The following is a 26,431-nucleotide window of genomic DNA, read 5'->3' as shown; positions in this document are numbered from 1 at the left end:
CTAGTGCACTAACCACCTGTGGGCGGGTGGTGCGCGGTGTCGCCGCAGCGTGCGCGGCTACAGTGGTGCACTAGTGCGGGGGAGGTGTGGTGACCGGTCCGGGAGCAGGGCGTTACCAGGAGATCGCCGCCGAGATACGCAGGCGGATCGAGGCGGGCGAGCTCCGGGCGGGCGACCGCGTGCCGTCGACCCGGGAGATCGTCCGGGAGTGGGGCGTCGCGATGGCGACCGCGACGAAGGTCCTCACCGAGCTGCGCCGCGAGGGGCTCGTCCGCGCCGTACCGGGCGTCGGCACGGTCGTCGGCACAGGTGATCGTCCGGCGCCGCCGCCCGCGGGCGGCTACGGCGCGGCGGCCCCGGCGGGGGCGCCCGCCCGGGTAACGCGGCGGAGCATCCCGGACGGAGTGCTCACGCCCGAGCGGATCACCACGACGGCCATCGCGGTCGCCGACGCCGAAGGGCTCGCGGCGGTCTCGATGCGCCGCGTGGCGGCCGAGCTCGGGGTGGCGACCATGTCGCTGTACCGGCACGTCGCGGACAAGGACGCCCTGCTGCTCCAGATGATGGACACGATCTTCGGGCGGATGCGGTTTCCCGAAGAGCCGCCCCGGCACTGGCGCAGCAGGATCGAGCTGGCCTCCCGGATGCTGTGGGCGACGTTCCGGCGGCATCCGTGGCTCGCATCGGCCATGTCGGTGACACGGCCGCAGGTCATTCCCAGCGCGCTGCCGTTCATGAAATGGGTGCTCGGCGCTCTCGACGGTCACGGTCTCGACCCGGTGACGATGTTCACCGCCTACATCACCGTGTTCAACCACATCCGCGGCACCGCGATCAACCTGGAGTTCGAGGCGGAGGCCGAGGCGCTCACCGGGCTGGACGCCGACGAGTGGATGGACGCCCACCAATCGGCGTTCGAGGCGATCACGGCGGGTGGTGATCTGCCGCTGTTCGAGCGGCTCAGCGCGGACGGCGGATTCGACCTCGACATGGACGCCCTGTTCGAGTTCGGCCTGCAGCGGCTTCTCGACGGCATCGCGGTGCTCCTCGACGGGACACGCTGAGCGGGAGGCCGCGGTCAGGGGCGGCGGGGCTCCGATCCGGTGACCTCGTCGACGGGGGCGGCCTCACCCAGCCGGGCGTCGCGGCGGCGGACGTACCAGAGCCCGAACAGGCCGAGGCCGATGCCGACGACGCAGACCCAGGCGGGGCGATGATCGGCCGGTCTGACCACCAGCAGCACGACGGCGAGGGCGATCGCCCACAACACCGTTCCGGTCAGGATCGTGATGGTGTCCCTCGTCCTGAGAGGCATGGGGTCCGGGTGGCGCTCGCTCACGCCAGCCAGCTTAGAAGGTCGCGCAGGTGAGCCGGTATCTTCATGACAAACCAGTCACGAAAGGACAACGCTGCTCCCCTGGCTCTTTCCGCCGATGGTAAGGGCCTGCGACTCTGCGCGCGTGAATGCGAACCCCATGAACACCCCTAATTTTCTCGATCGATACTTCTCCATCTCAGCCCGTGGATCCACCGTCGGACAGGAGGTCCGCGGCGGTTTCGCCACCTTCTTCACGATGGCCTACATCGTGGTGCTCAACCCGCTCATCATCGGCACCGTCGCGGACAAGACGGGCCAGTTCCTCGGCGACGGGGAGAACCCCAACATCGCGCTGGTCGCCGCGGCCACCGCGTTCGTGGCGGGCATCCTCACGATCATCATGGGCGTCTTCGGCCGGGTGCCGTTCGCCCTGGCGACCGGTCTCGGCCTGAACGCCTTCCTCGCCTTCGGCATCGCCAGCCAGATGTCGTGGGAGGACGCGATGGGCCTGGTGGTGCTGGAGGGCATCGTCATCGCGATCCTCGTGGTGACGGGCTTCCGGGTGGCGGTGTTCCACGCGATCCCGGCACAGCTCAAGACCGCGATCAGCGTCGGCATCGGCCTGTTCATCGCGCTGATCGGGTTCGTCGACGCCGGGTTCGTCCGGCGCATGCCGGACGCGAGCAACACCACGGTTCCGGTGAAGCTCGGCGCGTTGGGCAACGGCTCGCTGACCGGTTGGCCCACCCTCGTCTTCGTCGTCGGCCTGCTCGTGACGGCCTTCCTCGTCGCCCGCAGGGTCAAGGGCGCCATCCTGATCGGGATCGTCGGCACCACAGTGCTCGCCATGATCGTCGAGGCGGTCGGCAAGATCGGGGCGCAGGTCCCCGACGGCAGCAACCCCAACGGGTGGTCGCTCAACGTGCCCGAGTGGCCGAAGAACTTCATCGAGCTGCCCGACCTGTCGCTGCTCGGCCAGTTCAGCCTGTTCGGCAGCTTCGCCAAGATCGGCGGCCTGGCGGCCGTGATGTTCGTCTTCACGCTCATGCTCGCCGACTTCTTCGACACGATGGGCACCATCGTCGGCGTGGGCCGCCAGGCGAACCTGGTCCAGGAGGACGGGACCGTCGAGCGCACCAAGGAGATCCTGCTGGTCGACTCGCTCGCGGCGGCGGCCGGCGGCGCGGCCAGTGTCTCGTCCAACACGACCTACATCGAGTCGGCGGCGGGCGTCGGCGAGGGCGCACGCACCGGTCTGGCGAGCGTCGTCACCGGTGTGCTGTTCCTGCTGGCCATGTTCTTCGCCCCGCTGACGGAGATCGTGCCGTTCGAGGCGGCGACCCCGGCCCTCGTGGTCGTCGGTTTCCTGATGATGACGCAGGTCAAGGAGATCGACTTCAGTGACTTCGAGACCGCGATCCCCGCGTTCCTGACCATCGTGCTCATGCCGTTCACGTACTCGATCACCGCCGGCATCGGCGCGGGCTTCGTGAGCTACATCGCCATCAAGGTGTTCCGCGGCAAGGCGCGCGAGCTGCACTTCCTGATGTGGCTGGTCGGCGCGCTGTTCGTCGTGTACTTCGCCCTCGAGCCCATCAAGACCCTGCTCGGCCTGGGCTGATCCGCGTTTCACCGGGAGGCCGCCGTGGCGATCGTCGCCGCGGCGGCCTTCTGCGCGCCGACCGAGTGCCCTCCGCGAGCCGCTCCCCCACAGGGGGGAGGCGTTTCCCCCGCACACGGGAGTGCTGCCGGGCACGTCGTTTCTACGGTCGAGTCATGCTCGATTCCGCTCACCCACGACGTTGGCCGGCGTACGCGCTGGCCGTGTTGTTCCTCGGCTACGCCGCGGGGAAGGCCGCCTTCGCCCTGCAGGACCGGCTCGGCTTCCCGGGCGGCCCGCCCGTGTCGGCCGCCGAGACGCAGGGGTACCTCATGGACGCGGCCACCGCGCAGTGGCTCGCGACCGCCTCCGGAATCGTGGGCGCGTGTGTCGCCCTCGCCACGGTCACGCCGCTCGGGCGCACGGCGCCGAGGACGCTGATGCTGCTCGTGCTGGCCGTGATGCTGGCGGCTGTCGGAGGCGGCGCGGGCATCATGATCCTGGACGGGTTCATCGGCATGGGTGTGGGCTGGAAGTGGTATCACGGCGTGCTCGGCATCGTCGTGATCGGGCTGTTCGCTGAGATGTTCCGGTCATACGCGAAAGCGACGAGACGTGTCGCGGGCTGACTGGACGCGGGTGGGCGGCTACGGCGCGGCGGTCTGCTGCGCGGCCTACGGATCGATGAAGCTCGCTCAGGCGCTGGGAGCCGGGGCGCTGGCCGACAAGGACCCCCTGCCGCCGGGGCTGCGCGAGCGGCTGCTCGCGCGCGATCCGCTGTTCGTGACGAGTCATTGGGTGCTCGCCGGCGCCGCGGCTGTCGGTGTCGTCGTGGCGCTGGCCACCGTCCGTCCCCGGGAAGCGGCATTTCCGCGCCGGCTGCTGCCGGCGATCGCCTGGACACTGGGAATCTTGATGATCGCCCGGTCGGCCGGAGCGCTGGGGTTCGGGTTCGTCGGCGACGCACTGGTGCTGGCCGGGGTCTCCTCGGTGCCCGCCGAGCACGCCGCGCTCGCCCACGACCTGGCGCGGTGGGACCTGCTGCTGTGGTCGCCGTTCTTCCTGCTCTGGGGCGCGTGCTGGACGGCGGCCGCGTGGCGGCCGATACGATCTGTCGGGGCCGGGCGCTAGTGTCGTGACGTGGCCGTGAGGGGACAGCGACGGGTGCCGGTGGAGTTGCTGCCGCGGCTGCGCCTGGCCAGGGACCGCATCGACCGCGATTACCGCGGCGAGCTCGATCTCGAAGCGCTCGCGGCCGTGGCCGGGATCTCCAAGTTCTACTTCGTCCGCTGCTTCGAGGCGGCGTACGGCGAGACGCCGATGCGCTACCTGACCCGGCGCCGCATCGAGCGGGCCCAGGACCTGCTGCGCGGGGCCAACCTCACGGTCACCGAGATCTGCATGGCGGTGGGGTTCACCAGCCTCGGGTCGTTCTCGGCCAAGTTCCGTCAGCTCGTCGGGGAGAGCCCGAGCGGTTACCGCGACCGGTGGGCGGCGCGCGGCGGGCCGCATGTCCCGGGGTGCTGGCTGTTCATGCGCGGAGTGCTCGACCTCACGGGCACGGCCGGGCCGCGGAAGGGGCCCCCGGATTGTGCAATTTTGGAGAAGCCCAGGTCAGAGGGGTCGCAGTAGCGTCCTCGGCATGATTAAGAATGTCTCCCTGACGACCGTGTACTGCCTCGACCAGGACGCGGCGCGGGACTTCTACGTCGACGTGCTCGGCTTCGTCCCGCGCACCGACATCAGCATGGGCGAGGACTTCCGCTGGGTCACCGTCTGCCACCCCGACCACCCGGAGCTCGAGCTCACGCTCATGAAGCCGGGACCGCCGCAGGACCCCGAGACCGCCGGCTTCTACCGCCGTCAGCTAGAGAAGGGGCAGATGGGCGGCCTCGGCCTGCGGGTCGACGACTGCCGCAAGACCTGCGAGGAACTCACCGCCAAGGGCGTCACGGTCCTGCAGGAGCCCGAGGAGCGGCCGTACGGGGTGGAGGCGGTCGTCCGCGACAACCAGGGCAACTGGCTCGTCCTGGTCGAGCCGAGGGAGTTCACGCCGGAGGACTTCGCCTGACGCCGGTGCGCGTCCGGAAGGCCCGGTCCCCATGGGGGCCGGGCCTTCGTCGTCCGCGGGCCCGGTGACTCGCCGGTACGGTGTGTCGCGATCACCGTGCAGAGCAGGACGGTTTGGAGGAATGCGGACATGCACCATATAGTTAGCAAAGGTAATGACTTATGCTAACGAACGCCCAGAACTTACGCAGCGACGCCGCTCTCGCGTCCGCCTTGCGCGTGTCCCTCGCCCGGCTGACGCGACGGATGCGCAGGCAGGCCGCGCACCACTCACTGACGCCCACACAGCTCGCGACGCTCGTCGCCGTCGAGCGCCACACCGCAATGACTCCCGGCGAGCTCGCGGAGCACGAGAAGGTGCAGCCACCCTCGATGACCCGCGTGATCGCCAAGCTGGAGGAGCGGGGTCTGCTGGCACGCAGTCCGCATCCGACCGACCGGCGGCAGGTGACGGTCAGCGTGACGCCGCAGGGAGCGGAGCTGCTGAAGGAGGAGCGCCGCACCAAGGAAGCCTGGCTGGCGCAGCGGCTCAGGGATCTGACGCCGGAGGAGAGGGCGACACTGCGAGCGGCGGCGCCGATCCTGGAGAAGCTGTCGACGATGTAGGCGGCATGTTCCGCTCGCTGCGGAACCACAACTACCGTCTGTTCGCCGCCGGGGGCGTCGTCTCCAACGTCGGCACCTGGATGCAGCGCACCGCCCAGGACTGGCTGGTCCTCGACCTCTCGCACGGCCGCGGCTCGGCGCTCGGCGTCACCGTGGCGCTGCAGTTCCTGCCGACGATGCTGTTCGGCATGTTCGGCGGGGTCATCGCGGACCGCTACCCCAAGCGCCGGATCCTCATGGTGGCCCAGACGCTCATGGGGCTGCTGGCGCTGACCATGGGCGTGCTGGTGCTCACCGGCACGGCCCAGGTCTGGCACGTGTACGCGATGGCGTTCACGCTCGGCCTGGTGTCGTGCGTCGAGGTGCCCACACGGCAGTCGTTCGTGGTGGAGATGGTGGGCCGGCGGGACCTGCCGAACGCCATCGCGCTGAACAGCTCGACCTTCAACCTCGCCCGGGTCGTCGGCCCGGCGGTGGCCGGCCTGCTGATCTCCTGGATGGGCACCGGCCCGATCTTCGTGCTGAACGCCGCGTCGTTCGCCGCGGTGATCACCGGTCTCGCGCTCATGCGGGTGTCCGAGCTGCGCTCGCCCGAGCCCGTGCCGCGGGGCAAGGGCCAGCTGCGGGAGGGCCTGCGCTACGTCGGCAACCGGCCGGACCTGCTTCTTCCGCTACTGCTCGTGGCGTTCATGGCGATCTTCGCGCAGAGCTTCTCGACCAGCATCGCGTTGATGGCCAAGCAGGCGTTCGGCGCGGGCGCGTCCTCCTTCGGCGTCGCGTCCAGCGCGTTCGCCGTCGGGGCGTTCGGCGGGGCGCTGCTCGCCGCGCGCCGGGTCAAGCCGAGCCGCCGGTTCCTGATCGCCGGGGCGCTGTGCTTCGGGCTGTTCCAGGTCGCCGCCGGGCTCGCTCCCGGATACCCGGCCTTCCTGCTGATGCTCGTCCCCGCGGGCATGGCGATGATCACGGTCAACACGACCGCGAACACGATCGTGCAGCTCGGCGCCTCGCCCGAGATGCGCGGTCGGGTGATGGGGATCTACGTGCTGGTCTTCACCGGGGGAGCCCCGATCGGGTCGCCGCTGGTGGGCTGGCTCGCCGAGCTGGCCGGCCCCCGGGTCTCGGTCGTGGCCGCCGGCGTGCTGAGCATGTGTGGCGTCTTCCTGGCGGTGCTGGTGACCCGGATGGTCGCGGCACGCGTGGCTGGCAAGGAAGAATCGGCACGTGAGCAGATTGTTCGTGGCGCTGCTGCCGCCGCCTGAGGCGCTGGCGGAGATCGCCACGGCGGTCGACCCCGTACGCGCCGAGTGGTCGCAGCTGCGCTGGGTCGATCCCGCGCTGTGGCACGTCACCGTGGCCTTCCTCGGCGAGGTGCCCGACGACGTCCTGCCCGAGCTACGCGTACGGCTGGCCCGGGCGGCCGCCCGGCATTCCCCTGAGACGGTGGCGTTCGGCGGCGCCGGCGCCTTCCCCTCCGCCTCCCGGGGACGGATCTTCTGGGTCGGTCTGGACGCCGGACCGGCGCTGACGCGGCTCGCCGGCTCGGTGGCGGCCGGGGCCCGGCGGGCCGGGGCGGCGGAGACCGACCGCAAGCGGTTCCATCCCCATCTCACCCTGGCCCGCTCCAGGACCCGGTCACGCCACGGCGACGACCTGCGCCCCCTGGTCGGCGCCCTGAGCGCCTTCGGCGGGCGGCGCTGGGAGGTGTCGTCGGTGCACCTCGTACGCAGCCACATCGGGGCGAGCGTGCGCTACGAGCAGGTCGAGGCGTACCCATTGGCAGTCCGCGACTAGGCTCCATGACGTGGATCGTCCTCGACGCTGGCTGCTGCCCACGGTGCTCGCGCTGCTCGTGCTCATCGTGATCGTCGGCGCGCTCCTAGGTCGTCCCTGACAAATCAAGCCCTGCTGCGCGTGGCCCAGGCGGCGCCTCGCTGCGTTGCCCCACCCACGAAAATTCCTCGCAGGCTCGGAATTTCCGCGGGGCCCGGGGTCGTCGTCGCCGATAACGCTGTTATCGGCTCCTCCTCCGCCTTGCGATGCATCCACCTGGATCCACGCTCGCGACGGGCAGCATTTGTCAGGCACTCCTCAACACCGCCTGATCACCAGGCGTACTCCTCCGGGGCGGTCTTGAAGCCGGGGAAGATCTCGTCGAGCCGGGCGAGCGCCTTGTCGTTCAGCTCGATCTCCAGCGCCCGGAGCGTACCGTCGAGCTGCTCGACCGTACGGGGGCCGATGATCGGCGCGGTGACCGCCCGCTGGTGCAGCAGCCACGCCAGCCCGACGTTGGCCGGGTCCTCGCCGAGCTCGTCGCAGAACGCCTCGTAGCGCTCGATCTTGTCGCGGTGCTTGTCGAGCTGGGCGACGATGTGGTCGGCCGCGGAGCGGCCCTTGTCGATCTTCCGGAGGACGCCGCCGAGCAGGCCGCCCGCGAGCGGGCTCCACGGGATCAGGCCGAGGCCGTAGTCCTCACAGGCAGGGATGACCTCCAGCTCGGGCGCGCGGACGAGCAGGTTGTAGTGGGACTGCTCGCTGACCAGGCCGACGGTGCCCCGGCGCCGGGCCGACTCCTGGGCCTTGGCGATGTGCCAGCCGGCGAAGTTCGACGAGCCGACGTACAGGATCTTGCCCTGCTGCTTGAGGATGTCCATGGCCTCCCAGAACTCCTCGAACGGGGTGTCCCGGTCGATGTGGTGGGCCTGGTAGACGTCGATGTAGTCGGTCTGCATGCGGCGCAGCGAGGCCTCCGCCGCCCGCCGGATGTGCAGCGCCGACAGCTTCTCCTCGTTCGGCCAGTCGCCCATCGAGCCGTACAGCTTGGTGGCGATGACCGTACGCTCGCGGCGGCCCCCGCCCTGCGCGAACCAGCGGCCGATGATGTTCTCGGTGATCCCCTCGCCCTTGACCCAGCCGTACACGTTGGCCGTGTCGAAGAAGTTGATCCCGAGCTCATGGGCGCGATCCATGATCGCGAAAGAGTCCTCTTCCGTGGTCTGCGGACCGAAGTTCATGGTCCCCAGGCAGAGCTTGCTGACCAGCAGGCCGGTGCGGCCAAGGTGTCCGTATTCCATGCCCCCCACCCTAGGTACCTGGAGTGGACTCCAGGCGAGCCCGGCGCGCCTCAGAGGCGGAAGTCCCAGGTGAGGCGGCCTTCGGCGAGGTCGTCGGCGAGGCCGCGGACGAACTCCAGCTCGGTGGCGACCTGCCCCCGCTGGTATTCGGACTCCACGAGGAAGAGGCGGGCCACGAAGGTCAGGCTCTCGGCCAGCTCGGCGTCGAGCGCGGCCAGTCGCGTCTCCAGCGCGGCGATCCGCTGCCGCAGCGCGGCCAGCGCCTCGTCCGGCGGCAGCACGGGCAGGAAGGCGAGCGCGGCGGGGAACTCGGGAAACTCCCGGGCCGGGGTGGACAGCATGGTGCGCATCCACTGCTTGAGCGTCTCCCGGCCCAGTTGGGTGGCCTCGTAGACCGTGCGCTCCGGCCGGTTCTCCTCGCGGGTGGTCTCGCGGACCGCCAGCAGCCCGTCGCGGAGCAGGCGGTCGATGGTCTGGTACACGCTGTTGCGCTGCGCGACGTTGACCACGTCGTCCTGATGGCGCTCCTTGATCAGCTGCTGCATGCGGTAGGCGTGCATCGGCGACTCGCAGACCAGGGCGAGCACCGCCGTGGCCAGGGGAGAGCGCCGCGTCGACATGGCGCCCATCATAGGGGCCTTGTCCGCAAATAGTCATAATATGTATAGTCAGAGCATGACCAAGAAAGCTCTGATCATCGGCGGCGGGATCGCGGGTCCCGTCACGGCCATGGCGCTGCGGCGCGCCGGAGTCGACAGCGAGGTCTTCGAGGCGTACGACCGGGGCGCCGAGGGGGTCGGCGCCTTCCTCACGGTCGCGCGCAACGGACTGGAGGCCCTGCGGCTGCTCGGCCTGGACGACGTCGTCGGCGGCCTCGGCATGGACACGCCGGTCATGGAGATCCGCAACGCGCGCGGCAGGCCGCTGGCGACCACGAGCCAGCCGAGCCGCACACTCCGGCGCGCCGACCTCTACCAGGCGCTGCGCGACGAGGCCGTACGGCGGGGCGTGCCGATCCACTACGGCAGGCGGCTCGTCGACGCCTCGGCCACCCCGCAGGGGGTGCGGGCGGTCTTCGCGGACGGGAGCGAGGCCGAGGGCGACCTGCTGGTGGGCGCCGACGGGCTGCGCTCGCGCACCCGCACCCTCATCGACCCCGGCGCCCCCCGCGCCCGGTACGTCGGGCTGCTGAACACGGGCGGCTACGCCGAAGGTGTGCGGTCGCCGGGCAGGCCGGGGGTCTGCTACTTCGTCTTCGGCAGGCGGTGCTTCTTCGGCTACATGGTCCACCCCGAGGGGCAGGTGTGGTGGTTCGCCAACCCGCCGAGCCGCAGGGAGATGAGCCCTGAGGAACTCGCGGCGATCACCCCCGAGCAGTGGCGGGCCAGGCTCATGGACCTGTTCGAGGGCGACGCGGGGCCGATGCGGGAGATCATCGCCGCGACCCCGCACATCCTGCCCGGCTGGAACACCTACGACTTCCCGACCGTGCCCAAGTGGTCCGGCGAGCGCATGGTCATCGTCGGAGACGCGGCCCACGCCACCTCGCCGTCCTCCGGTCAGGGCGCGTCGATGGCCATCGAGGACGCCGTGGTGCTGGGGAAGTGCCTGCGCGACGTGCCCGGCACCGCGGACGCGTTCGCCGCCTTCGAGCGGCTGCGGCGCCGGCGGGTCGAACGGGTCGTCGCGCAGGGCAAGCGCAACGGCGACGGCAAGGCGCCGGGCGTCGGCGGGGCCTTCGTTCGCGACCTGATCCTTCCCGTGATCATGCGACAGGTGGAGAAGCGGAACGCGCTGGCCTGGATGTACGACCACCGGATCACGTGGGACGACCACGTCGCGGCTTAATTGACCAATCGTTCTTGTATGGTCTAGGGTCGAGGCCATGGCGAGGACCAAGGAGTTCGACCCCGACGTCGTGCTGGAGCGGGCCCTGGACCTGTTCTGGCGGCGCGGATACGAGGCCACGTCGATGGCCGACCTGGTCGAGCACCTCGGTATCGGGCGCGCCAGCCTGTACGCCACCTTCGGTGGCAAGCACGACCTCTACCTGAAGGCGCTGGATCGCTACGTCCAGACGCGCGACCCGAACCTCGTGGAGCTGCTGTCGCAGCCCGGTCCCGCCCTGCCGGCCGTACGGGCCGTGGTCGAGCTGTACGCCGAGGACTCGATCCACGACCGTGACCGGCGAGGGTGCATGATCGTGAACGCGGCGGCCGAACTCCTGCCGGACGACGAGCCGGTGGCCCGGTTCGTCGAGACCAGCTGGACGGGTCTGGAGACGGCGCTCACCTCCGCGCTTATCCGCGCCCGCGCCCAAGGGGAGATCTCGGCCGAGGCCGACCCCCGGGCGCTGGCGCGATTCGTGCTCGTCTTCCTGCAGGGGCTGCGGGTGATGGGGAAGGGCCGCGGCGATCCCGCCCGCATCCGCGACGCCGCCGCCCAGGCTCTCGCGCTCCTCCGCTGATCGCCCCTTCGAAGAGGAATGCGCTTTTCCGTACCTCCATTTTGGACTGATCGATCTAGAAATGCGCGGCATTCGCCGTGCTCGGCTCCCCCGATTCGAGGAGTGACGATGAGGTTCACGGACACTGTGGTTCTGGTCACCGGAGCGGGTTCCGGCGTCGGCCGGGCGGTCGCCCGGGGGTTCGCCCGGGAGGGCGCCATCGTGGTGGTGGCGTCCCGGAGTCCCGAGGCGCTGGAGCAGACCGTCAAGCTGATCGAGACCGAGGGAGGCCGGGCCGTCGCGCTCGCAGTCGACGTGACCGACTCGGCCGGTGTGGCCCGGCTCGTTCAGGAGATCCTCACCCGGTTCGGCCGCCTCGACGTCGCGGTCAACAACGCCGGGGTCTTCGCCGGGGGCACGGTCGCGGACATGCCGGAGGACGACTGGGCGCGGGTCATGCAGGTGAACGCCACCGGGACCTTCCTCGCGATGAAGCACGAGATCGCCGCGATGCGTGCGCAGGGCTACGGCGTGATCGTCAACATCGCCTCGAACATCGGGGCCCACAAGAGGGTCCCCGGGCTGGGCGCCTACGCCGCGTCCAAGGCCGCGGTCAGCGCGCTTACCCGTACGGCGGCGCTGGAGAACATCCGGGCCGGCGTCAGGATCAACGCGGTCAGCCCGGGCCCGCTGGACACGGAGATGTCCAAGCGGCCCGGTGAGACCGAGGACGACCGGGCCGCCCGGCTCCGGGACCAGTTGCCGATCGGCCGCGTCGGCGCCCTCGACGAGATCACCGGCACCGTGCTCTGGCTCGCCTCGGACGACGCCGGCTTCGCGGTGGGGCTCGACCTGGCGCTCGACGGCGGTGCCTCAGCCTGACCCCTCCGGCGCGGCGGCGGTCGCGCGGGCGTAGCGGGCGGTGAGTGCGCGCAGGTGCTCCACCAGGTCCGGCGGACCGGTGATCTCGAAGTCGAGATCGAGCAGGCCGAGGTGGACGGCGAGCGCGTTCAGGGTGTCGGCGCCGGTCACGAGCACGCAGGTGCGGTCGTCGACGTCCTCCACGACGCCGACGGCGGGGTTGATCCGCGCGGCGACCTCCTCGGCCGGGGCGTGGACGAGCACCCGGGCGTGGTGCCGCCAGGCCGCCGCCGACACGCCCCGGGCGACGTACGCCGCCGCCCCGCCCTGGGGCGGGTCGCGGGGCGGGAACCGCGGGCCGGTGGGCGTACGCGGCGCGATCCGGTCCACCCGGAACGTGCGCCAGTCGTCGCGGTCGACGTCCCAGGCCACCAGATACCAGCGGCGGCCCCAGGACACGAGCCGGTACGGCTCCGTCACCCGTACGCCCGAGGAGCCGTCGTGGCCCCGGTAGTCGAACCGCAGCCGTTCGCGGTCGCGGCAGGCGGCGGCCAGCGCGTTCAGGACGGCCGGATCGATCGCCGGACCCGGCCGGTCGGGCGGCACCGGCTCGGTGTACGCCTGCAGGGCGCCCACCCTGCGGCGCAGGCGCGACGGCAGCACCTGCTCGAGCTTGGCGGCGGCGCGCTCGGCCGCCTCCTCGACGCCCGCCACGCCGCCGGCGGCCCGCAGCCCGATCGCCACGGCCACCGCCTCCTCGTCGTCGAGGAGCAGGGGCGGCATCGCGGTCCCGGCGACCAGCCGGTAGCCGCCGTCGGTGCCCCGGGTGGACTCCACCGGATAGCCGAGTTCGCGCAGCCGATCGACGTCGCGGCGGACGGTCCGCTCGCTCACGCCGAGCCGTCCGGCCAGGATCGCGCCGGGCCAGTCGCGCCTGGCCTGGAGCAACGACAGCAGGCGCAGCAGCCGCGCCGAGGTTTCCAGCATGGGTTCAAGTCTGGCGGCACTTCAGGACAGACCCTGTCCGGAAGGGTCTCTAGTGTCGGCGTCATGAGCGAGAACACGCAGATCACGCCGTTCCGGATCGACGTCCCGCAGATCGACCTCGACGACCTGAAGGACCGCCTCGGCCGCACCCGGTGGCCCGACGAGATCCCGGGCGGGGGATGGGACTACGGCGTGCCGGTCGAGTACGTGAAGCGGCTGGCCGCGTACTGGCGCGACGGGTACGACTGGCGCGCCCACGAGGCCGAGATCAACCGGTATCCCCAGTTCATGACCGAAATCGACGGACAGAACATCCACTTCCTGCACGTACGGTCGCCGCACGAGGACGCGCTCCCGCTGATCCTGACCCACGGCTGGCCGGGTTCGGTGGTGGAGTACCTCAAGGTCGTCGAGTCGTTGACGAAGCCCGACGACCCGGCGCAGGCGTTCCATCTGGTGATCCCGTCGCTGCCCGGCTTCGGCTTCTCCGGCCCGACGCGGGAGCGGGGCTGGAACAGGTTCCGTACGGCCCGGGCCTGGGCGGAGCTCATGCGCAGGCTCGGCTACGACCGGTACGGCGCGGTGGGCAACGACGGCGGCTCGTTCGTCTCGCCCGAGGTCGGCCGGGTGGACCCCGGGCACGTCGTCGGCGTCCACGTCACGCAGATCTACTCCTTCCCCTCCGGCGACCCGGCGGAGATGGCGAACCTCACCGACGAGGAGCGCAAGGGCCTTGAGGTGCTGCAGTGGTTCTACGAGAACAAGATGTCGTTCAACATGGTCCACTCCCAGCAGCCGCAGACACTGTCGTACGGGATCTTCGACTCGCCGGCCGGGCTGCTCGGCTGGAACGCCCAGTTGTTCGGCGAGGACGTCGACGACGACTTCATCCTGACCAACACGATGCTCTACTGGGTGACCGGCACCGCCACGTCGGCGACGCGGTTCTACTACGAGGACGCGCACGCCGAGCACCCCAAGGAGCCGACGACGGTCCCGCTCGGCCTGGCGATGTTCGAGGGCGACTTCGTGTCGATGCGCACCTTCGCCGAGCGCGACCACAAGAACATCGTCCACTGGCGGTCCTACGGTGGGGGCGGCCACTACGCCGCCCATCTGCGGCCGGACGTGCTCGCCGCCGACCTGCGCGACTTCTACGCCGCCCTGCGCTGATCGCCCGCCACTTGCCCGCCCCTGACCGAATCCGGGACGGCCGGGGGCATGTCGGCCGCCGCACGTGCAGCGGACATCGGGAATGATGGCCGCATGGGGCGCGCAACGGGGCGGACTCGGACGAGACGGATTCCGCGGGCCGTCCTGGCTCTCCTCGCGGCCGCGGGAGCGGCCGTTCCGGGTACGGCCGCGCGGGCCGACGACGGAGACCGGCCGCAGTTCCTGATCAGGGACGAGCGCGTCAGCGAGTCGAGCGGACTGGCCGTCTCGCCCACGCACAAGGGCATCGTCTACACCCACAACGACAGCGGTCACGGACCGCAGATCTACGCGATCGGCCCGGACGGCCGCACGCGGGCGACGTTCACGATCGGGAACGCCGAGGCCAGGGACTGGGAGGGCATCGCGGCCTCCACCGACCGCGCGACCGGCCGCGGCGTGCTGTGGATCGCCGACATCGGGGACAACATGGACGGCGCCTGGCCGGACGTGTCCGTCTACAAGGTCGTCGAGCCCCGGACGATGGAGGACGCGACGCTGCGGGCGACCCGGTATCGCTTCCGGTACGCCGACGGCCCCCGCAACGCCGAGGGGGTGATGGTCGATCCCCGTTCGGGCCGGCTGTACATCGTCAGCAAGGAGTTCTCCGGCGGCGTCTACGCCGCGCCGGCGAAGCTCCGCGCCGACAAGGTGAACGTCCTGCGGCGGGTGGGGCCGGCGCCCATCATGGCGACCGACGCGGCGTACGCCCCCGACGGGTCGAGTTTCGTCATCCGCACGTACTTCTCCGCGTCCGTCTACCGATCACCCGGCAAACTGATCGCGCACGTCACGATGCCGCCGCTCAAGCAGGCCGAGTCGATCGCGTACACCCGGGACGGGACGGCCCTGCTCACCGGCAGCGAGGGGGAAGACAGCCCGGTCTACCGGGTGCCACTGCCGGCCTCCGCCCGCCCGAGTCCCTCTCCCCGCCCGGCCCGGACCTCCGTCCGGCCGAGGGCGGTCACGCCGTCGAGCGAGGCGGCCGCCGAAGGCGGCGGCCTGCCCGGCGTGCCGATGCCGGTGTTATGGGTGGCGGTCGCCCTCGGGGCGATCGGGATCATCGCGTTCGTCGCCTACCGCACGGGCCGCTGAACGAGGCGCACCGGCCGCGCGCGGCGCGGCGGGGCGGCTCGGCCCGGCGGGTGGCTGTGCGCGGTGTGGTGGCCGTGCGTGGTGCAGTGGCTGTGGCGGTCCAGCGGTCGTGCGCGGTGCAGTGGTCGTGCGCGGTGCAGTGGTCGTGCGCGGCGGCGCGCGGAAGGGCCGGGCCCCCATGGTGCCCGGCCCCGGAGAGCGTCGCGAGAGTCAGCTCCGCGCGTAGATGCGGTGCACGAACTCCGCGAGCTTGCTGTCGGGCAGCTCCTTGGCCAGGTCGGCCTCGGTGATCATCCCGACGATCCGGTGGTTGTCGATCACCGGCATGCGCTTGATCTGATGCTCCTCCATCTTCGCCAGGGCGTCCTCGACGCTGGCGCCTGCGTCGACCCAGACGAGGCCGCGGGCGAGCTCGCTCGCCGTGGTCTGGTCGAGGTCCTTGCCCTCGGCGCAGCACTTGATCACGATGTCGCGGTCGGTGATGATGCCCTTCAGCCGGTCGTCCTCCCCGCAGATGGGCAGGGCGCCGACGTTCAGGTCGCGCATCATCTCGGCGGCCCTGCGAAGGCTGTCGTGCTCGCCGATGCACTCGGCGCCCTGGTGCATGACCTGGCCGGCGGTCTTGGTCACTCCCTCTGTGGTCATGGCTAACCCCCGATTTCCTCTTTTGGGCGGTTATGCCCCCTCTGTCCGGAAATAAGAGCGGATTCACAGCCGGGGGAGGAAGTGCTCGCCGCGCAGGGCGCGCTCCACGAGCGCGATCGACTCGGCCAGCCGTACGAGCCGGGGGCCCTCCTGGCGGTAGGCGTCCAGGACCGCCTCGACCGCGTGCGGAGGCAGGTGCTCCTTCAACTCCACCGCCGCTCCGCGATACCCCTCCCTGGCCGCCTGGATCGAGGCCGCCGCCTGCTGACGGGCCATCCGGGCGAGCGCGAGAGGGTGACGGCGTAGCACGCCGTACGCGCGGTAGTCCGGGGGTACCGCGTCGAGCAGCCACGACACGGCCGAGACCTCCCATTCGGGGCTGCCCGGAGGGCGCACCTCCGGCGGCCAGCCGGGTGGCACGTACACTCCGCCATCGTACCGAACACAGGTTCGATCACCGCGGAGCGGCTCCGGCTGAGACAATGGCCGGCATGCTGTCGACAACGGTACGGACATGAGGATCGGGATCGTCGGCGCCGGGATCCTCGGTCTGGCCGTGGCCCGGCAGATGGCACGGGCGGGCGCCGAGGTGACCGTCCTGGAGAAGGAGCCCCGCGTCGCCGCCCACCAGACCGGGCACAACAGCGGAGTCGTGCACGCCGGGATCTACTACCAGCCCGGCTCGCTCAAGGCGACCCTCTGCCGGGAGGGCGTGGCCATGCTGCGCGAGTACTGCGCCGAGCACGGCCTGCCGTACGACGAGGTGGGCAAGCTCGTCGTGGCCTCCACCCGGGCCGAACTGCCGGGGCTGCGCCGCATCGCCGAGCGGGCCAGGGAGAACGGCGTGCCCGGCATCGCCGAGCTCGACGCGATCGGCCTGCGGGAGGTGGAACCGTACGCGGTCGGGGTCGCCGCCGTCCACTCGCCGCACACCGCGATCACCGACTTCTCCGCGGTCGCGCGCCGCCTCGCCGCCGACGTGGCCGAGGCCGGCGGGTCCGTACGGCTCTCGCGCCCCGTACGCGCGATCAGGCAGACCGCGGACGGCGTCGCGGTGGCGGCCGGGCCGGAGAGGCTCACCTTCGACCGACTGATCTCCTGCGCCGGTCTCGGCTCCGACCGTGTGGCGGACCTGGCGGGGGTGGGCGGAGACGTGCGGATCGTCCCGTTCCGCGGGGAGTACTACCGGCTCGCCGGCTCGGCGCGTGACCTGGTGAAGGGGCTCATCTATCCCGTGCCCGACCCCCGCTACCCCTTCCTCGGCGTCCACCTGACCCGCCGGATCGACGGGGAGGTCCTGGTGGGGCCCAACGCCGTGCCGGCGCTCGCCCTGGAGGGCTACTCGTGGCGCCGGGCCTCGGCCCGCGACCTGCGCGGCATCCTGTCCTGGCCGGGCACCCGGCGCCTGGCGGCCGAGCACTGGCGGACCGGCCTGCGCGAGGTGTACGGCTCGCTGGCCAAACACGCCTTCGTGTCCGCCGCCCGGCGGTACGTACCCACCCTGTCCTCGCCCGACCTCGTACGCACCGAGGGCGGCGTGCGGGCACAGGCCGTGTCGCGGGACGGCGGGCTGCTCGACGACTTCGTCATCGACGTGCGCGGGCGGATCGTGCTGGTGCGCAACGCGCCCTCACCCGCGGCGACGAGCAGCCTCGCCATCGCCAGGCACATCGCTTTAACGGTTCCCTTAACAACCTAGGTCTAGAGTGCTGGCGCCATGGTCGCTGAATCTCCCGAAGCCCGGCTGCTGATCGTCGAGGACGAGCCGAACATCCTCGAACTGCTCGCGGCCAGTCTCAGGTACGCCGGATTCGAGGTCCACGCCGCGTCCAACGGCGGCGAGGCGGTCGCCGCGGCCCGGCGGCACCGCCCGGACCTGATCGTCCTCGACGTCATGCTGCCCGACATGGACGGGTTCGACATCGTGCGCAGGCTGCGCGGCGGCGGCAGCCACACCCCTGTGGTCTTCCTCACGGCGCGGGACGCCACCGAGGACAAGATCCGGGGCCTGACGCTCGGCGGCGACGACTACGTGACCAAGCCGTTCAGTCTGGAGGAGGTCGTCGCCCGCATCCGGGCCGTGCTGCGCCGCACCGCCGGGGACCCGCTGGTCGCCCCGCCGCGGCTGACCTTCGCCGACATCGAGCTGGACGAGGAGTCCCACGAGGTCTGGCGCGGCGGCCGGGCCGTCTCCCTGTCGCCGACGGAGTTCAAGCTGCTGCGTTACTTCATGTGCAACACCGGCCGGGTGCTGTCCAAGGCCCAGATCCTCGATCACGTGTGGGACTACGACTTCCGCGGCGACGCCGGGATCGTCGAGTCGTACGTGTCGGTGCTGCGCCGCAAGCTCGACACCGACCATTCCCGGGCCCAGTCCCGGCTCATCCACACGCTGCGCGGCGTCGGCTACGTCATGCGGACACCGCCCGCCGGCGCCTGAGCCGTGCCGGGGCGTACGCCGCTGCGGATCCGGCTCAGCGCGGCCATGCTCGCGCTGGTCGCGGTCGCCCTCGCGGTCGTCGGTGTGGGCAGCGTCTCGGTGCTGCGCGACTACCTGGTCAGCCGGGTCGACATGCAGGTCGGCATGCTGGCGCACGAGACCGAGATCCGGCTCGGCCGCGGCCCCGCCGCGTTCGCACGGCTCAGGCTGCCGCCCGAGGGACGGGTGGAGATCCGCGACACCGGCGGCGGGACGGTGCTCGCGCAGGCGGGCATGGGCGTGGAGGACCTGCCGGGTCCCGGCGCCGTGACCTCCCAGAGCCCGGTGACGGTTCCGGCGGTGTCGGGCGACGGCCGGTGGCGGGCCCGGGTGGTGCCCATCGACGGCCTGGGCACGGTGGTCGTCGCGGTGGACATGGCCTCGGTCGGGCAGATCACCGCGCGGCTCACCCTCATCGAGGCGCTGGTCGGCGGCGCCCTGATGGTCGTGCTCGCCGTCGTCGGCGTCGTGATCGTAGGGCGCAGCCTGCGGCCCCTTGCGGAGATCGAGGCGACCGCCGACGCCATCGCCCGGGGAAAGCTCGGCAGCCGGATCCCCGACCGCGACCCGCGCACCGAGGTCGGGCGGCTCGCCCGCGCGCTGAACGGCATGCTCGCCCAGATCGAGGCGGCGTTCCAGGCCCGGGCGGCCTCCGAGACGGCGGCCAGGGAGTCCGAGGCCAAGGCGCGGGAGTCCGAGGTCAAGGCGCGGGAGTCGGAGGCGCGCATGCGCCGCTTCGTGGCCGACGCCTCGCACGAACTGCGCACGCCGCTCACCTCGATCAGGGGATTCGCCGAGTTCCACCGGCAGGTGCCGGACGCCGACGTCACCCGGCTGATGTCGCGCATCGAGAGCGAGGCCGCCCGCATGGGCCTGCTGGTGGACGACCTGCTGCTGCTCGCCCGGCTCGACCAGCAGCGCCCGCTGCGCATGCAGCCCGTGGACCTGCTGGCCCTGGCGGCCGACGCGGTTCACGACGCCAGGACCCTCTGCCCCGACCGCGGCGTCTCGCTCGTGGTCGAGGGGGACGCGGCGCTGATCGTCTCGGGTGACGAGGTGCGGCTGCGGCAGGTCGTGGGCAACCTGATGAGCAACGCCAGGACCCACACGCCCGAGGGAACGCCGATCACCGTACGCGTCGGAAGCCGGGACGGCACGGCGTACATCGAGGTGGCGGACAAGGGGCCCGGCCTCACCCCCGAGCAGGCCGCCCGCGTCTTCGAGCGGTTCTACCGCGCCGACCCCTCCCGTACGCGGCCGTCCGGGGGCAGCGGCCTGGGTCTCGCGATCGTGCAGTCCCTCGTCGAGGCTCACGGCGGCGACGTCGGCGTGGAGACCGCCCCCGGCGCCGGCGCCGCCTTCCGCGTCACCCTCCCTCTCGCCCCCGAAGCCCGCCCCTGACCGTTGATTCCCTTGACCTACGCGTCCTCGGGAACGCAGGTTGAGGGGCGGGAGGGCCCGGGCGGGTGCTCCTGGTTTCGCTTCCCTTCTCCCGGCCGGACGTCTGGGTGGGAGAGCGAACGATGGCCGTACGGCCGGCGCTCGTGGCGGCGGCCATACGGATGGCTCTGGGCCGAGGCTGGGATCCTCACCAGGCGGGCCCTGCCTTCGACCTCGACGTCACCGAGGATGAGCTGGCAGAGATGCTGGGCGGGCCACCCGCCTACGAGGTCCCCTTCGCCCGCCGGTGACTAGCTGTTGGACTCGATCGAATCGAGTGAAACGTTGCCGGATTCACTGGCCACTCAAAGTAGCGATGACGACGCGCAGCGTCCTCGTTGGGTATAGCATCGATGCTATGGGTTGGGGTACAGTCGAGCTGGAACCAGAGGTTCGGCAGTGGCTTGAAGGCCTTCAGCAAGCAACTCGACGGCAAGTTACGCGAGCTGCGGTTCTATCTCGACGACATCGCGGTGCGCATCACCTATTGGATCGCACCCGGGCGCAGAATCGTGCTCTTGACGGTGTTTCGCAAGACCAGGCCACGCGAGGAGCGTGAGATAGAGCGGGCTCGTCGGGCCCTACGTCGCTGTATCGAGGCGGCGCACACCGTGGATGAGGCAGAAGAAGCGGTATGAGCGAGCAGGAGAGCTGGCGGGAGCTCCGGGATCGCCGGATGAGTGAGCCCGGCGCGGTTGCGGCCCATGAGGCCGCACGCCTCGCGTATGAACTGGGAAAGACGATTCGGGCGATGCGGGAGACGCGGGGCTGGAGCCAGAGCGATCTGGCTCGTGTCGCCGGCATGACCCAGTCAGCGGTGGCGCGGTTCGAGGCCGGAGGTACGGTTCCCACCCTGCCGGTCATCGAGCGCTTGGCGAGCGCTCTGGATGCGGAAGTAGAGGTCCGCCTGACACCCCGGGCCCCCGCCGCGTGACGTCCGCTGTCGGCCCTCTCGGAGGACCTCTTCATGGCGTTCCGCCAGATCGCCGACTCCCGATTTCATCGCTCTGATGAACGACAACCGTCGTCGGCCCTCTTGCTCGGCATCCGGCCTGTCCGGGCTTTCGTCGGCCTCGACCGGTCGGAGCGCGACCGCACCCAGATCGCGGACCTGCTCGGACCGCGGCCTGTCCACCGGAGCGTGCATATCCTCGTCACTCCCCTTCACCCGCAGGTAGCCCGACGTGCGACTGCTGGCCGTACGGTCATCGATCCAACCGGTGCGGACTGCCCCGCAATGAATAATCCCCGCCAGTCGGGGCGATGCCCGGACGGCGGGGAGCAGTGTCTTTCTTCACGGAGCGTAGCGAGGACAGCGTCAACTCGCAGGGAAATCATGTGACCTCGCTTTTGCTCGGGCGTTGCGCGGTGACCGTGCTGGACGGCGAGTGGTCTGCCGATGTGTCAGCGGGCGGTGGGGAAGCCTTCGTCGGGGAAGGCGGTGGAGGCGCCGGGCAGGACGACCTGGTCGCCCTCGGCGAGGCCGTCGGTGATCTCCGCGTGGCTGTCGCCGCGTACGCCGACCTTGACCGTCCGCCGTGTCTGGGTTCCGTCGTTGGTCACCGTGACCACGGCCGTGCCGTCGTCCTGGAGGCGTACGGCCTGTGAGGGGACGTAGAGCGCGTCGGCCGCCTCGCCGGTCGTCACCCGCACGGTGGCGCTCTGCCCCAGCAGCGGCCGGGCGGGGCGGTTCGCCAGGTCGATCGTCACGCCGTAACGGACCAGCCGGTTGGAGGTGGTCGCGGTCGGGTCGATATGGGCGACCGTTCCGGCGTACTCCCGTCCCGGCTGCGTGGACAGCGTGACCGTGGCCGCCTGACCGGCCTTCAGGAAGCGGAGGTCCGACTCGGTGAACATCGCCTGCACCTGAAGAGCGTCGAGGTCGCCGAGGGTGATGAAGGCGCCCGAGGTGTAGCGGGAGCCGGTGGTTCCCGCGATCGACAGGATCGTGCCATCCGCCGGGGCCTTGATACGCACGCCGGCGAGGGCCTTCTTGGCCTCGGCCAGTTCGGTTGTCGCCTGGCTGACCTGCGCCTCGGCCTGTGCCTCGGTCAGCCGGGCGCCGCCGCCCTGGCCCGCCTGACCGCCCGGAGCGCTCTGGCCGCCGCCGAAGCCCGCACGACCCTGCGTGCCGCCACCCTGCCCCTGCCGGCTCCGCCCCTGTGCGCCCTGCTCCTGTGAGCCCTGTCCCTGGCCGCCCCGGCCGGGCGCACACGTGGAGGAGGAACCGCTGGGGGAGGGGATCGGCTTGGCGGAGGGCTGCTGTGCCGGTGCCGTGGGCAGGATCGACACGCTCACCCCGGGATTCGGCGTGGCAGCTCCGCCGTCCGCGGGGGCCGGACGGTGCGTCGCGGACGGTTTCGCGTGCGGACGCGGCGTGTGTGCGGGGACGGGACTGGGCTCGGGCTTCGGGCCGCCGTGGTCACCTCCGTGGTCACCGCCCCGGTACGCCACGAGGGCCACGCTCGCCGCGGTCGTCTTCTTGTCGCCCGTACGGCCGGTCGGCCGGCTCGATGGCCGGGAGGTCGGCTGCCCCGAAGGCTGTGCGGTGGGACGCGGAGACGGCTGCCCCGAAGTCCGCCCCGAAGGCTGTGCGGTGGGACGCGCGGAGGATGTCGGACACACGACCGGGCCGCCGCTCCCTGAGCCGCCCGCGTTCCCCGGTCCCGCTCCGGAGCCAGTCGCGCCGGAGGTGCCGGCTCCGCCCGCGCCTCCCGCACCGGTTCCGCCGCCGGACGTCCCGGCTCCCGCGCCGCCGGCCCCGGGCGCGGCGGCTCCCGTGCCCGTTCCGCCGCCGGAGACGCCGCCTCCGGTGGCGGTGCCGTTCTTGACGTCGTCGAGGGTCTCCTGGGCGGCGGCGAGGGCGGCCTTGGCGGCCGCGTAGTTCTCCCTGGCGATGGTGTCGTCGACCCGGGCGAGGACCTTGCCCCGGCGGACCTTCTCGCCCACCTTGACGTAGACCTTCTCGACCGTGCCCTCCGCTCCGAACGCGAGATCGCGCACGCCGGTGTCGACGGTGTTGCCGGCGGCCGAGACGTACGACGTGACCGTGCCCCGCCTGACAGACGCGAGCGCGATCCGATCGGCCACGGAGGTGTCGCCGCCACTGGCGGAGATCACGGCGACGCTCGCGATGACGATCCCCGCCAGCGCGAGCCCTCCGACGCGGAGTGGAGTGCTCGATCTCATGGCGGCCATCCTGCTGACGCCACGTGACCGGTGGCTTGGCCGTACCTGAGAGTTGTCTGTGGATGCGGACCCGGACGCGGACGCGGACCCGGACGCGGACTGTCAGCAAACCCTCAGCATCAGCCTAGGTTGCCCGCAGCGGAGTTTGCCATGGTTCGACGTCGTGAAGCTGTCGACGAAGCGCAGGACGCTGATCATCAACGGCGTCCTGGTGGTACTGCTGCTCGGCGGGATCGCGGCGGCCTGGGCGTCCGTGGGGGGCGACACCTCCGGAGACGGCGCCGCGCCGCTGACGACCCGGGTGACCCGCGGGACCGTGCTCGCCTCGGTATCGGCCTCCGGTTCCGTCGAGAGCGCCCGGACGCGCGCCCTCGCTTTCGGCACCAACGGCACCGTCGAGGCCGTACTGGTCGAGACCGGCGACCGGGTCAAGAAGGGACAGGTGCTCGCGCGCATCGACGACACCGCTGCCCGGGAGAGCCTGGAGGCGGCCCGGGCGAGCCTGGACGCCGCGGAGGAGGCCGACACCTCGACGGCCTCGGGCTACTCGCAGTACATCAACGCGCGAAACGCCTACCGGTCGGCGAAGCGGGCGGTGGCGGGCACGGTGATCAAGGCGCCGTTCGCGGGGGTCGTCACGGCGGTCAACGGGGCCGTCGGCGGCTCGTCCGGCGCGTCGGGCGGGTCCTCGCAGGGCGGCCAGGCGCAGTCGCAGAACGGGTCCACAGGGTCCACAGGGTCCACAGGGTCCACAGGCTCCGCGGGGTCCTCCGGGTCCGCCGGCTCCGGCGGCTTCGTCGAGATCACCGACCCCGCCCGCCTGCGGATCGTGGGGAACTTCACCGAGGCCGACGTCAGCAGGATCGAGGTCGGCCAGGCGGCGACGGTGAGCTTCGACGCCCTCGCCGGGGTCACCGCCGCCGGCAAGGTGACGGTGGTCGACCCGCAGCCGCAGACCAACAACAACGTCGTCCAGTACGCCGTGACGATCTCGCTGACCGACGTGCCCTCCACCGTACGGCTCGGGCAGACGGCCACCGCACGGGTGACCGTGGGCGAGGCGGCCGACGTGCTCACGGTGGCCTCCTCGGCGGTCACCACGGCGGGCGGCCAGACCACCGTGACGGTGCTGGAGAACGGCAGGCAGGTCGTGAAGAGGGTGGAGGCCGGTCTCAAGGGCGACACCACCACCGAGATCAAGTCGGGGCTCCAGGAGGGCGACCAGGTGGTGCGGCCCCAGGCGTCGACGACCGGCGGAGGCGGGGGCATCCAGTTCCCCGGCGGCGGAGGCGGGTTCGGCCGCGGCTTCGGCGGCGGTGGCGGTGGCGGCGGAGGCAACCGATGAGGCCCGGGCCGCCGCCGGCGCTCGACCCCCCTGTGCTCAACCCCCCTGCGCTCGACCCCCCTGTGCTCGATCTGGGCCACGTCACCAAGGTGTACGGCGAGGGCGAGACCGCGGTGCGCGCGCTGCGCGGCGTGTCGCTCAGGGTGGAGCGCGGCGACTATGTCGCGATCATGGGCGCCTCCGGCTCCGGCAAGTCCACGCTGATGAACATCATCGGCTGCCTCGACGTCCCCTCCGGCGGGACCTACCACCTCGACGGCACCGACGTGGGCGGGCTCGACGAGCGGCGGCTCGCGATCGTCCGCAACCGCAAACTCGGCTTCGTGTTCCAGTCGTTCAACCTCATCCCCCGGATGAGCGCGCTCGCCAACGTCGAGCTTCCCCTGGCGTACGGCGGGGTCGGGGCCGCGGAGCGGCGCCGCAGGGCGCTGGCCGCGCTCGACCGGGTCGGGCTCTCCGAGCGCGTCCACCACCAGCCCAACGAGCTGTCCGGCGGCCAGCAGCAGCGGGTGGCGGTGGCCCGCGCGCTCGTCACCGCGCCGACCCTGCTGCTGGCCGACGAGCCCACGGGCGCTCTCGACAGCAAGTCCAGCGAGGACGTCATGAACATCTTCGACCGTCTCAGCGCGAGCGGCCGGACCCTGGTCGTCATCACGCACGAGGAGGAGGTCGCCGCGCACGCCAAACGGGTCGTCCGCCTCATGGACGGCCGGATCGTGGAGGACGTGCGCACCACGCCGGTCGGCGGCCCGCCCCCGCGGCTCGCGGAGGTGGCCTCGTGAACGCCGCGGAGGTCCTGCGGTTCGCGCTGCGCGGCCTGGCCGCGAACAAGATGCGCAGCGCGCTGACCATGCTCGGCATCCTGATCGGCGTCGCCGCGGTGATCCTGCTGGTCGCGATCGGCGAGGGGTCGTCCCGGCAGATCCAGCAGAACATCCAGCGGCTCGGGGCCAACTCGCTGACCGTCACGCCCTCCACCTCGGGTGGCGGGGGTGGCCCCGGCGGTTTCGCCCGCGGCGCCGGCGGGGGAGGGGGCGGCCAGGCCGGGCGGCAGAACACCGGCCCGCGCACCCAGGCCAAGGACCTCACCGTCGACGACGCACGGGCGCTGGCCGACCCGGCGAACGCCCCCTCGGTCAAGAGCGTCTCGCCGGTCGTGACGGCGCAGTCCCAGAGCGCCGCCTACGATGGGGCGAGCCACTCGATCGGCCAGCTCGTGGGCACCTACCCGAGCTACTTCGAGGCGTCGAACAAGCCGGTGGTCAAGGGCTCCTACTTCTACAACGACGACGTGCTCGCCGCGCGCAAGGTCGTGGTGATCGGGCAGACGGTGGCCGAGAACCTGTTCGGCACGGTCGACCCCCTCGGCAGGCAGATCACGGTGTCGGGCGTGCCGTTCACCGTCGTCGGCGTGCTGAAGGAGGCCGGCTCGTCCGGGTTCCAGGACGCCGACGACGTGGCGATCGCCCCGCTGCCCGCCGTACAGCAGAGCCTGACCGGGTTCGGGCCGCTGGGGCAGATCCTCGTGCAGGCCAAGAGCGCCGAGGCGGTCGACGCCGCGCAGAGCGAGGTCACCGAGGTGCTCAACCAGCGGCACGGAATCACCGGCTCGGCGAGCGCCGACTACCGCATCCTCAACCAGGCCGCCCTGCAGGAGACGGTCAGCGCGGCGACCGGGACGTTCACGGTCCTGCTCGGCGCGGTGGCCGCGATCAGCCTGCTCGTCGGCGGTATCGGCATCACGAACATCATGCTCGTCACGGTCACCGAGCGGACCAGGGAGATCGGCATCCGCAAGGCGATCGGCGCGCCGAAGGGCGCGATCCTCGGCCAGTTCCTCGCCGAGGCGACGATGCTCAGCCTCGTCGGCGGCCTCCTGGGCGTGCTGATCGCCGTGATCGGCGCCCAGTTCACGATCGCGGGCGTGCGGCCGGTGATCGTCCCGGCGTCGATCGCGCTGGCGCTCGGCGTCTCGGTCGTGATCGGCCTGTTCTTCGGCAGCTATCCCGCCAACCGCGCCGCCGGGCTGCGGCCGATCGAAGCCCTGCGCTTCGAGTGACGGCCGGA

Annotated in this window: 30 protein-coding genes; 23 read left to right on the top strand and 7 right to left on the bottom strand. The window is 71.4% G+C overall.

Annotated elements, in window-relative coordinates; genetic code table 11:
- The first annotated feature begins 89 nt into the window (after positions 1 to 89).
- Entirely contained in the window at positions 90 to 1,064 is a 975-nt protein-coding gene (locus tag HHX41_RS41985; RefSeq protein WP_169986512.1) for a TetR/AcrR family transcriptional regulator C-terminal domain-containing protein, read from the top strand.
- A 14-nt stretch (positions 1,065 to 1,078) separates the two neighbouring features.
- Here HHX41_RS41985 and HHX41_RS26910 read toward each other — a convergent pair whose 3' ends face one another.
- Positions 1,079 to 1,339, bottom strand: coding sequence for a DUF2530 domain-containing protein (locus HHX41_RS26910; protein ID WP_310742192.1), 261 nt, complete (start codon positions 1,337 to 1,339; stop codon positions 1,079 to 1,081).
- 94 nt (positions 1,340 to 1,433) lie between these two features.
- On the opposite strand from HHX41_RS26910, the gene HHX41_RS26905 reads away from it, so the two are divergent.
- From HHX41_RS26905 to thpR, 8 genes are all read left to right on the top strand, one after another.
- Positions 1,434 to 2,939 carry an NCS2 family permease gene (locus tag HHX41_RS26905; protein ID WP_182908226.1) on the top strand — a complete coding sequence of 502 codons (1,506 nt, stop codon included), beginning with the start codon at positions 1,434 to 1,436 and terminating at the stop codon, positions 2,937 to 2,939.
- 155 nt (positions 2,940 to 3,094) lie between these two features.
- The gene (locus HHX41_RS26900) at positions 3,095 to 3,547 is read left to right on the top strand and encodes a hypothetical protein (protein WP_182908225.1); all 453 of its coding nucleotides are present in this window, start codon (positions 3,095 to 3,097) and stop codon (positions 3,545 to 3,547) included.
- Entirely contained in the window at positions 3,534 to 4,049 is a 516-nt protein-coding gene (locus HHX41_RS26895) for a DUF3995 domain-containing protein (RefSeq protein ID WP_310742191.1), read from the top strand. Before HHX41_RS26900 ends, HHX41_RS26895 begins: the two co-directional genes overlap by 14 nt.
- Positions 4,050 to 4,058: 9 nt before the next feature.
- Positions 4,059 to 4,550, top strand: coding sequence for an AraC family transcriptional regulator (locus HHX41_RS26890; RefSeq protein WP_310742190.1), 492 nt, complete (start codon positions 4,059 to 4,061; stop codon positions 4,548 to 4,550).
- A gap of 10 nt (positions 4,551 to 4,560) precedes the next feature.
- Positions 4,561 to 4,989: a VOC family protein gene (locus HHX41_RS26885; protein ID WP_169986504.1), complete on the top strand. Its 429-nt coding sequence runs from the start codon at positions 4,561 to 4,563 to the stop codon at positions 4,987 to 4,989.
- Between the two features lie 161 nt (positions 4,990 to 5,150).
- Positions 5,151 to 5,594 carry a MarR family winged helix-turn-helix transcriptional regulator gene (locus HHX41_RS26880; RefSeq protein WP_169986502.1) on the top strand — a complete coding sequence of 148 codons (444 nt, stop codon included), beginning with the start codon at positions 5,151 to 5,153 and terminating at the stop codon, positions 5,592 to 5,594.
- Positions 5,595 to 5,599: 5 nt separating this feature from the next.
- A complete protein-coding gene (locus tag HHX41_RS26875; RefSeq protein WP_182908224.1) occupies positions 5,600 to 6,853 on the top strand; it encodes an MFS transporter in 1,254 nt (417 codons plus the stop codon).
- Positions 6,816 to 7,385, top strand: coding sequence for an RNA 2',3'-cyclic phosphodiesterase (gene thpR / locus HHX41_RS26870; protein WP_182908223.1), 570 nt, complete (start codon positions 6,816 to 6,818; stop codon positions 7,383 to 7,385). Before HHX41_RS26875 ends, thpR begins: the two co-directional genes overlap by 38 nt.
- A gap of 311 nt (positions 7,386 to 7,696) precedes the next feature.
- On the opposite strand, the gene HHX41_RS26865 is transcribed toward thpR, so the two are convergent.
- Both HHX41_RS26865 and HHX41_RS26860 read right to left on the bottom strand, forming a co-directional pair.
- Complete coding sequence (locus tag HHX41_RS26865; RefSeq protein WP_182908222.1) at positions 7,697 to 8,665, bottom strand: aldo/keto reductase; 969 nt, start codon at positions 8,663 to 8,665, stop codon at positions 7,697 to 7,699.
- Positions 8,666 to 8,715: 50 nt separating this feature from the next.
- Positions 8,716 to 9,285, bottom strand: coding sequence for a PadR family transcriptional regulator (locus tag HHX41_RS26860; protein WP_249350649.1), 570 nt, complete (start codon positions 9,283 to 9,285; stop codon positions 8,716 to 8,718).
- A gap of 55 nt (positions 9,286 to 9,340) precedes the next feature.
- Between HHX41_RS26860 and HHX41_RS26855 the strand changes: the two genes are divergently transcribed.
- From HHX41_RS26855 to HHX41_RS26845, 3 genes are all read left to right on the top strand, one after another.
- Positions 9,341 to 10,513, top strand: coding sequence for an NAD(P)/FAD-dependent oxidoreductase (locus HHX41_RS26855; RefSeq protein WP_182908221.1), 1,173 nt, complete (start codon positions 9,341 to 9,343; stop codon positions 10,511 to 10,513).
- Between the two features lie 37 nt (positions 10,514 to 10,550).
- Positions 10,551 to 11,132 (top strand): TetR/AcrR family transcriptional regulator, encoded by a 582-nt coding sequence (locus HHX41_RS26850; RefSeq protein WP_169986492.1) that lies wholly within the window; start codon positions 10,551 to 10,553, stop codon positions 11,130 to 11,132.
- 108 nt (positions 11,133 to 11,240) lie between these two features.
- Complete coding sequence (locus HHX41_RS26845) at positions 11,241 to 11,993, top strand: SDR family NAD(P)-dependent oxidoreductase (protein WP_182908220.1); 753 nt, start codon at positions 11,241 to 11,243, stop codon at positions 11,991 to 11,993.
- Here the strand turns inward: HHX41_RS26845 and HHX41_RS26840 are convergent.
- Positions 11,985 to 12,959 carry a YafY family protein gene (locus tag HHX41_RS26840; RefSeq protein WP_182908219.1) on the bottom strand — a complete coding sequence of 325 codons (975 nt, stop codon included), beginning with the start codon at positions 12,957 to 12,959 and terminating at the stop codon, positions 11,985 to 11,987. The two genes, HHX41_RS26845 and HHX41_RS26840, sit on opposite strands and share 9 nt — an antisense overlap.
- A gap of 63 nt (positions 12,960 to 13,022) precedes the next feature.
- Here HHX41_RS26840 and HHX41_RS26835 point away from each other — a divergent pair, with 63 nt between their 5' ends.
- A complete protein-coding gene (locus HHX41_RS26835; RefSeq protein WP_182908218.1) occupies positions 13,023 to 14,132 on the top strand; it encodes an epoxide hydrolase family protein in 1,110 nt (369 codons plus the stop codon).
- A 93-nt stretch (positions 14,133 to 14,225) separates the two neighbouring features.
- The gene (locus HHX41_RS26830) at positions 14,226 to 15,266 is read left to right on the top strand and encodes a hypothetical protein (protein ID WP_259401335.1); all 1,041 of its coding nucleotides are present in this window, start codon (positions 14,226 to 14,228) and stop codon (positions 15,264 to 15,266) included.
- 210 nt (positions 15,267 to 15,476) lie between these two features.
- Here the strand turns inward: HHX41_RS26830 and HHX41_RS26825 are convergent, their stop codons facing one another.
- Positions 15,477 to 15,911, bottom strand: coding sequence for a CBS domain-containing protein (locus HHX41_RS26825; protein WP_169986484.1), 435 nt, complete (start codon positions 15,909 to 15,911; stop codon positions 15,477 to 15,479).
- A gap of 63 nt (positions 15,912 to 15,974) precedes the next feature.
- Positions 15,975 to 16,337 carry a hypothetical protein gene (locus tag HHX41_RS26820; protein ID WP_169986482.1) on the bottom strand — a complete coding sequence of 121 codons (363 nt, stop codon included), beginning with the start codon at positions 16,335 to 16,337 and terminating at the stop codon, positions 15,975 to 15,977.
- Between the two features lie 88 nt (positions 16,338 to 16,425).
- On the opposite strand from HHX41_RS26820, the gene lhgO reads away from it, so the two are divergent.
- The 6 genes from lhgO (at position 16,426) to HHX41_RS26790 (ending at position 20,764) form a co-directional block, all read left to right on the top strand.
- Complete coding sequence (gene lhgO / locus HHX41_RS26815) at positions 16,426 to 17,610, top strand: L-2-hydroxyglutarate oxidase (protein ID WP_182908217.1); 1,185 nt, start codon at positions 16,426 to 16,428, stop codon at positions 17,608 to 17,610.
- 18 nt (positions 17,611 to 17,628) lie between these two features.
- Positions 17,629 to 18,351 carry a response regulator transcription factor gene (locus tag HHX41_RS26810; protein ID WP_169986478.1) on the top strand — a complete coding sequence of 241 codons (723 nt, stop codon included), beginning with the start codon at positions 17,629 to 17,631 and terminating at the stop codon, positions 18,349 to 18,351.
- A gap of 3 nt (positions 18,352 to 18,354) precedes the next feature.
- Positions 18,355 to 19,791, top strand: coding sequence for a HAMP domain-containing sensor histidine kinase (locus tag HHX41_RS26805; protein WP_310742189.1), 1,437 nt, complete (start codon positions 18,355 to 18,357; stop codon positions 19,789 to 19,791).
- A gap of 107 nt (positions 19,792 to 19,898) precedes the next feature.
- Entirely contained in the window at positions 19,899 to 20,081 is a 183-nt protein-coding gene (locus HHX41_RS26800) for a hypothetical protein (RefSeq protein WP_182908216.1), read from the top strand.
- A gap of 153 nt (positions 20,082 to 20,234) precedes the next feature.
- Positions 20,235 to 20,468 (top strand): type II toxin-antitoxin system RelE/ParE family toxin, encoded by a 234-nt coding sequence (locus tag HHX41_RS26795; protein WP_259401334.1) that lies wholly within the window; start codon positions 20,235 to 20,237, stop codon positions 20,466 to 20,468.
- Positions 20,465 to 20,764: a helix-turn-helix domain-containing protein gene (locus HHX41_RS26790; protein WP_182908215.1), complete on the top strand. Its 300-nt coding sequence runs from the start codon at positions 20,465 to 20,467 to the stop codon at positions 20,762 to 20,764. Before HHX41_RS26795 ends, HHX41_RS26790 begins: the two co-directional genes overlap by 4 nt.
- 470 nt (positions 20,765 to 21,234) lie before the next feature.
- Here the strand turns inward: HHX41_RS26790 and HHX41_RS26785 are convergent, their stop codons facing one another.
- Positions 21,235 to 23,019: an efflux RND transporter periplasmic adaptor subunit gene (locus HHX41_RS26785; RefSeq protein WP_182908214.1), complete on the bottom strand. Its 1,785-nt coding sequence runs from the start codon at positions 23,017 to 23,019 to the stop codon at positions 21,235 to 21,237.
- A 163-nt stretch (positions 23,020 to 23,182) separates the two neighbouring features.
- Here HHX41_RS26785 and HHX41_RS26780 point away from each other — a divergent pair, with 163 nt between their 5' ends.
- From HHX41_RS26780 to HHX41_RS26770, 3 genes are read left to right on the top strand one after another with little or no spacing between them, the layout of a single operon-like run.
- Complete coding sequence (locus HHX41_RS26780) at positions 23,183 to 24,364, top strand: biotin/lipoyl-binding protein (protein WP_182908213.1); 1,182 nt, start codon at positions 23,183 to 23,185, stop codon at positions 24,362 to 24,364.
- Positions 24,361 to 25,146, top strand: a complete 786-nt coding sequence (locus HHX41_RS26775; protein WP_220504446.1) for an ABC transporter ATP-binding protein — start codon at positions 24,361 to 24,363, stop codon at positions 25,144 to 25,146. The genes HHX41_RS26780 and HHX41_RS26775 overlap by 4 nt, the downstream gene beginning before the upstream one ends.
- Positions 25,143 to 26,423 carry an ABC transporter permease gene (locus tag HHX41_RS26770; RefSeq protein ID WP_182908212.1) on the top strand — a complete coding sequence of 427 codons (1,281 nt, stop codon included), beginning with the start codon at positions 25,143 to 25,145 and terminating at the stop codon, positions 26,421 to 26,423. Before HHX41_RS26775 ends, HHX41_RS26770 begins: the two co-directional genes overlap by 4 nt.
- The last annotated feature ends 8 nt before the right edge of the window (positions 26,424 to 26,431 follow it).

The sequence above is a fragment of the Microbispora sp. H13382 genome, from assembly GCF_014161445.1.
Lineage (GTDB): Bacteria > Actinomycetota > Actinomycetes > Streptosporangiales > Streptosporangiaceae > Microbispora.
The sequence above is the reverse complement of the archived record's forward strand: the minus strand, read 5'-3'. Positions and strand labels throughout refer to the sequence as shown.

Coding starts and splice junctions, on each gene's coding strand:
- HHX41_RS26840 (WP_182908219.1), bottom strand. CDS start 12,959: ATGCTGGAAACCTCGGCGCGGCTGCTGCGCCTGCTGTCGTTGCTCCAG.
- HHX41_RS26885 (WP_169986504.1), top strand. CDS start 4,561: ATGATTAAGAATGTCTCCCTGACGACCGTGTACTGCCTCGACCAGGAC.
- HHX41_RS26835 (WP_182908218.1), top strand. CDS start 13,023: ATGAGCGAGAACACGCAGATCACGCCGTTCCGGATCGACGTCCCGCAG.
- HHX41_RS26845 (WP_182908220.1), top strand. CDS start 11,241: ATGAGGTTCACGGACACTGTGGTTCTGGTCACCGGAGCGGGTTCCGGC.
- HHX41_RS26905 (WP_182908226.1), top strand. CDS start 1,434: ATGGTAAGGGCCTGCGACTCTGCGCGCGTGAATGCGAACCCCATGAAC.
- HHX41_RS26880 (WP_169986502.1), top strand. CDS start 5,151: ATGCTAACGAACGCCCAGAACTTACGCAGCGACGCCGCTCTCGCGTCC.
- HHX41_RS26855 (WP_182908221.1), top strand. CDS start 9,341: ATGACCAAGAAAGCTCTGATCATCGGCGGCGGGATCGCGGGTCCCGTC.
- HHX41_RS26785 (WP_182908214.1), bottom strand. CDS start 23,019: ATGAGATCGAGCACTCCACTCCGCGTCGGAGGGCTCGCGCTGGCGGGG.
- HHX41_RS26790 (WP_182908215.1), top strand. CDS start 20,465: ATGAGCGAGCAGGAGAGCTGGCGGGAGCTCCGGGATCGCCGGATGAGT.
- HHX41_RS26850 (WP_169986492.1), top strand. CDS start 10,551: ATGGCGAGGACCAAGGAGTTCGACCCCGACGTCGTGCTGGAGCGGGCC.
- HHX41_RS26860 (WP_249350649.1), bottom strand. CDS start 9,285: ATGTCGACGCGGCGCTCTCCCCTGGCCACGGCGGTGCTCGCCCTGGTC.
- HHX41_RS26865 (WP_182908222.1), bottom strand. CDS start 8,665: ATGGAATACGGACACCTTGGCCGCACCGGCCTGCTGGTCAGCAAGCTC.
- HHX41_RS26900 (WP_182908225.1), top strand. CDS start 3,095: ATGCTCGATTCCGCTCACCCACGACGTTGGCCGGCGTACGCGCTGGCC.
- HHX41_RS26825 (WP_169986484.1), bottom strand. CDS start 15,911: ATGACCACAGAGGGAGTGACCAAGACCGCCGGCCAGGTCATGCACCAG.
- HHX41_RS26875 (WP_182908224.1), top strand. CDS start 5,600: ATGTTCCGCTCGCTGCGGAACCACAACTACCGTCTGTTCGCCGCCGGG.
- HHX41_RS26775 (WP_220504446.1), top strand. CDS start 24,361: ATGAGGCCCGGGCCGCCGCCGGCGCTCGACCCCCCTGTGCTCAACCCC.
- lhgO (WP_182908217.1), top strand. CDS start 16,426: ATGAGGATCGGGATCGTCGGCGCCGGGATCCTCGGTCTGGCCGTGGCC.
- HHX41_RS26810 (WP_169986478.1), top strand. CDS start 17,629: ATGGTCGCTGAATCTCCCGAAGCCCGGCTGCTGATCGTCGAGGACGAG.
- HHX41_RS26830 (WP_259401335.1), top strand. CDS start 14,226: ATGGGGCGCGCAACGGGGCGGACTCGGACGAGACGGATTCCGCGGGCC.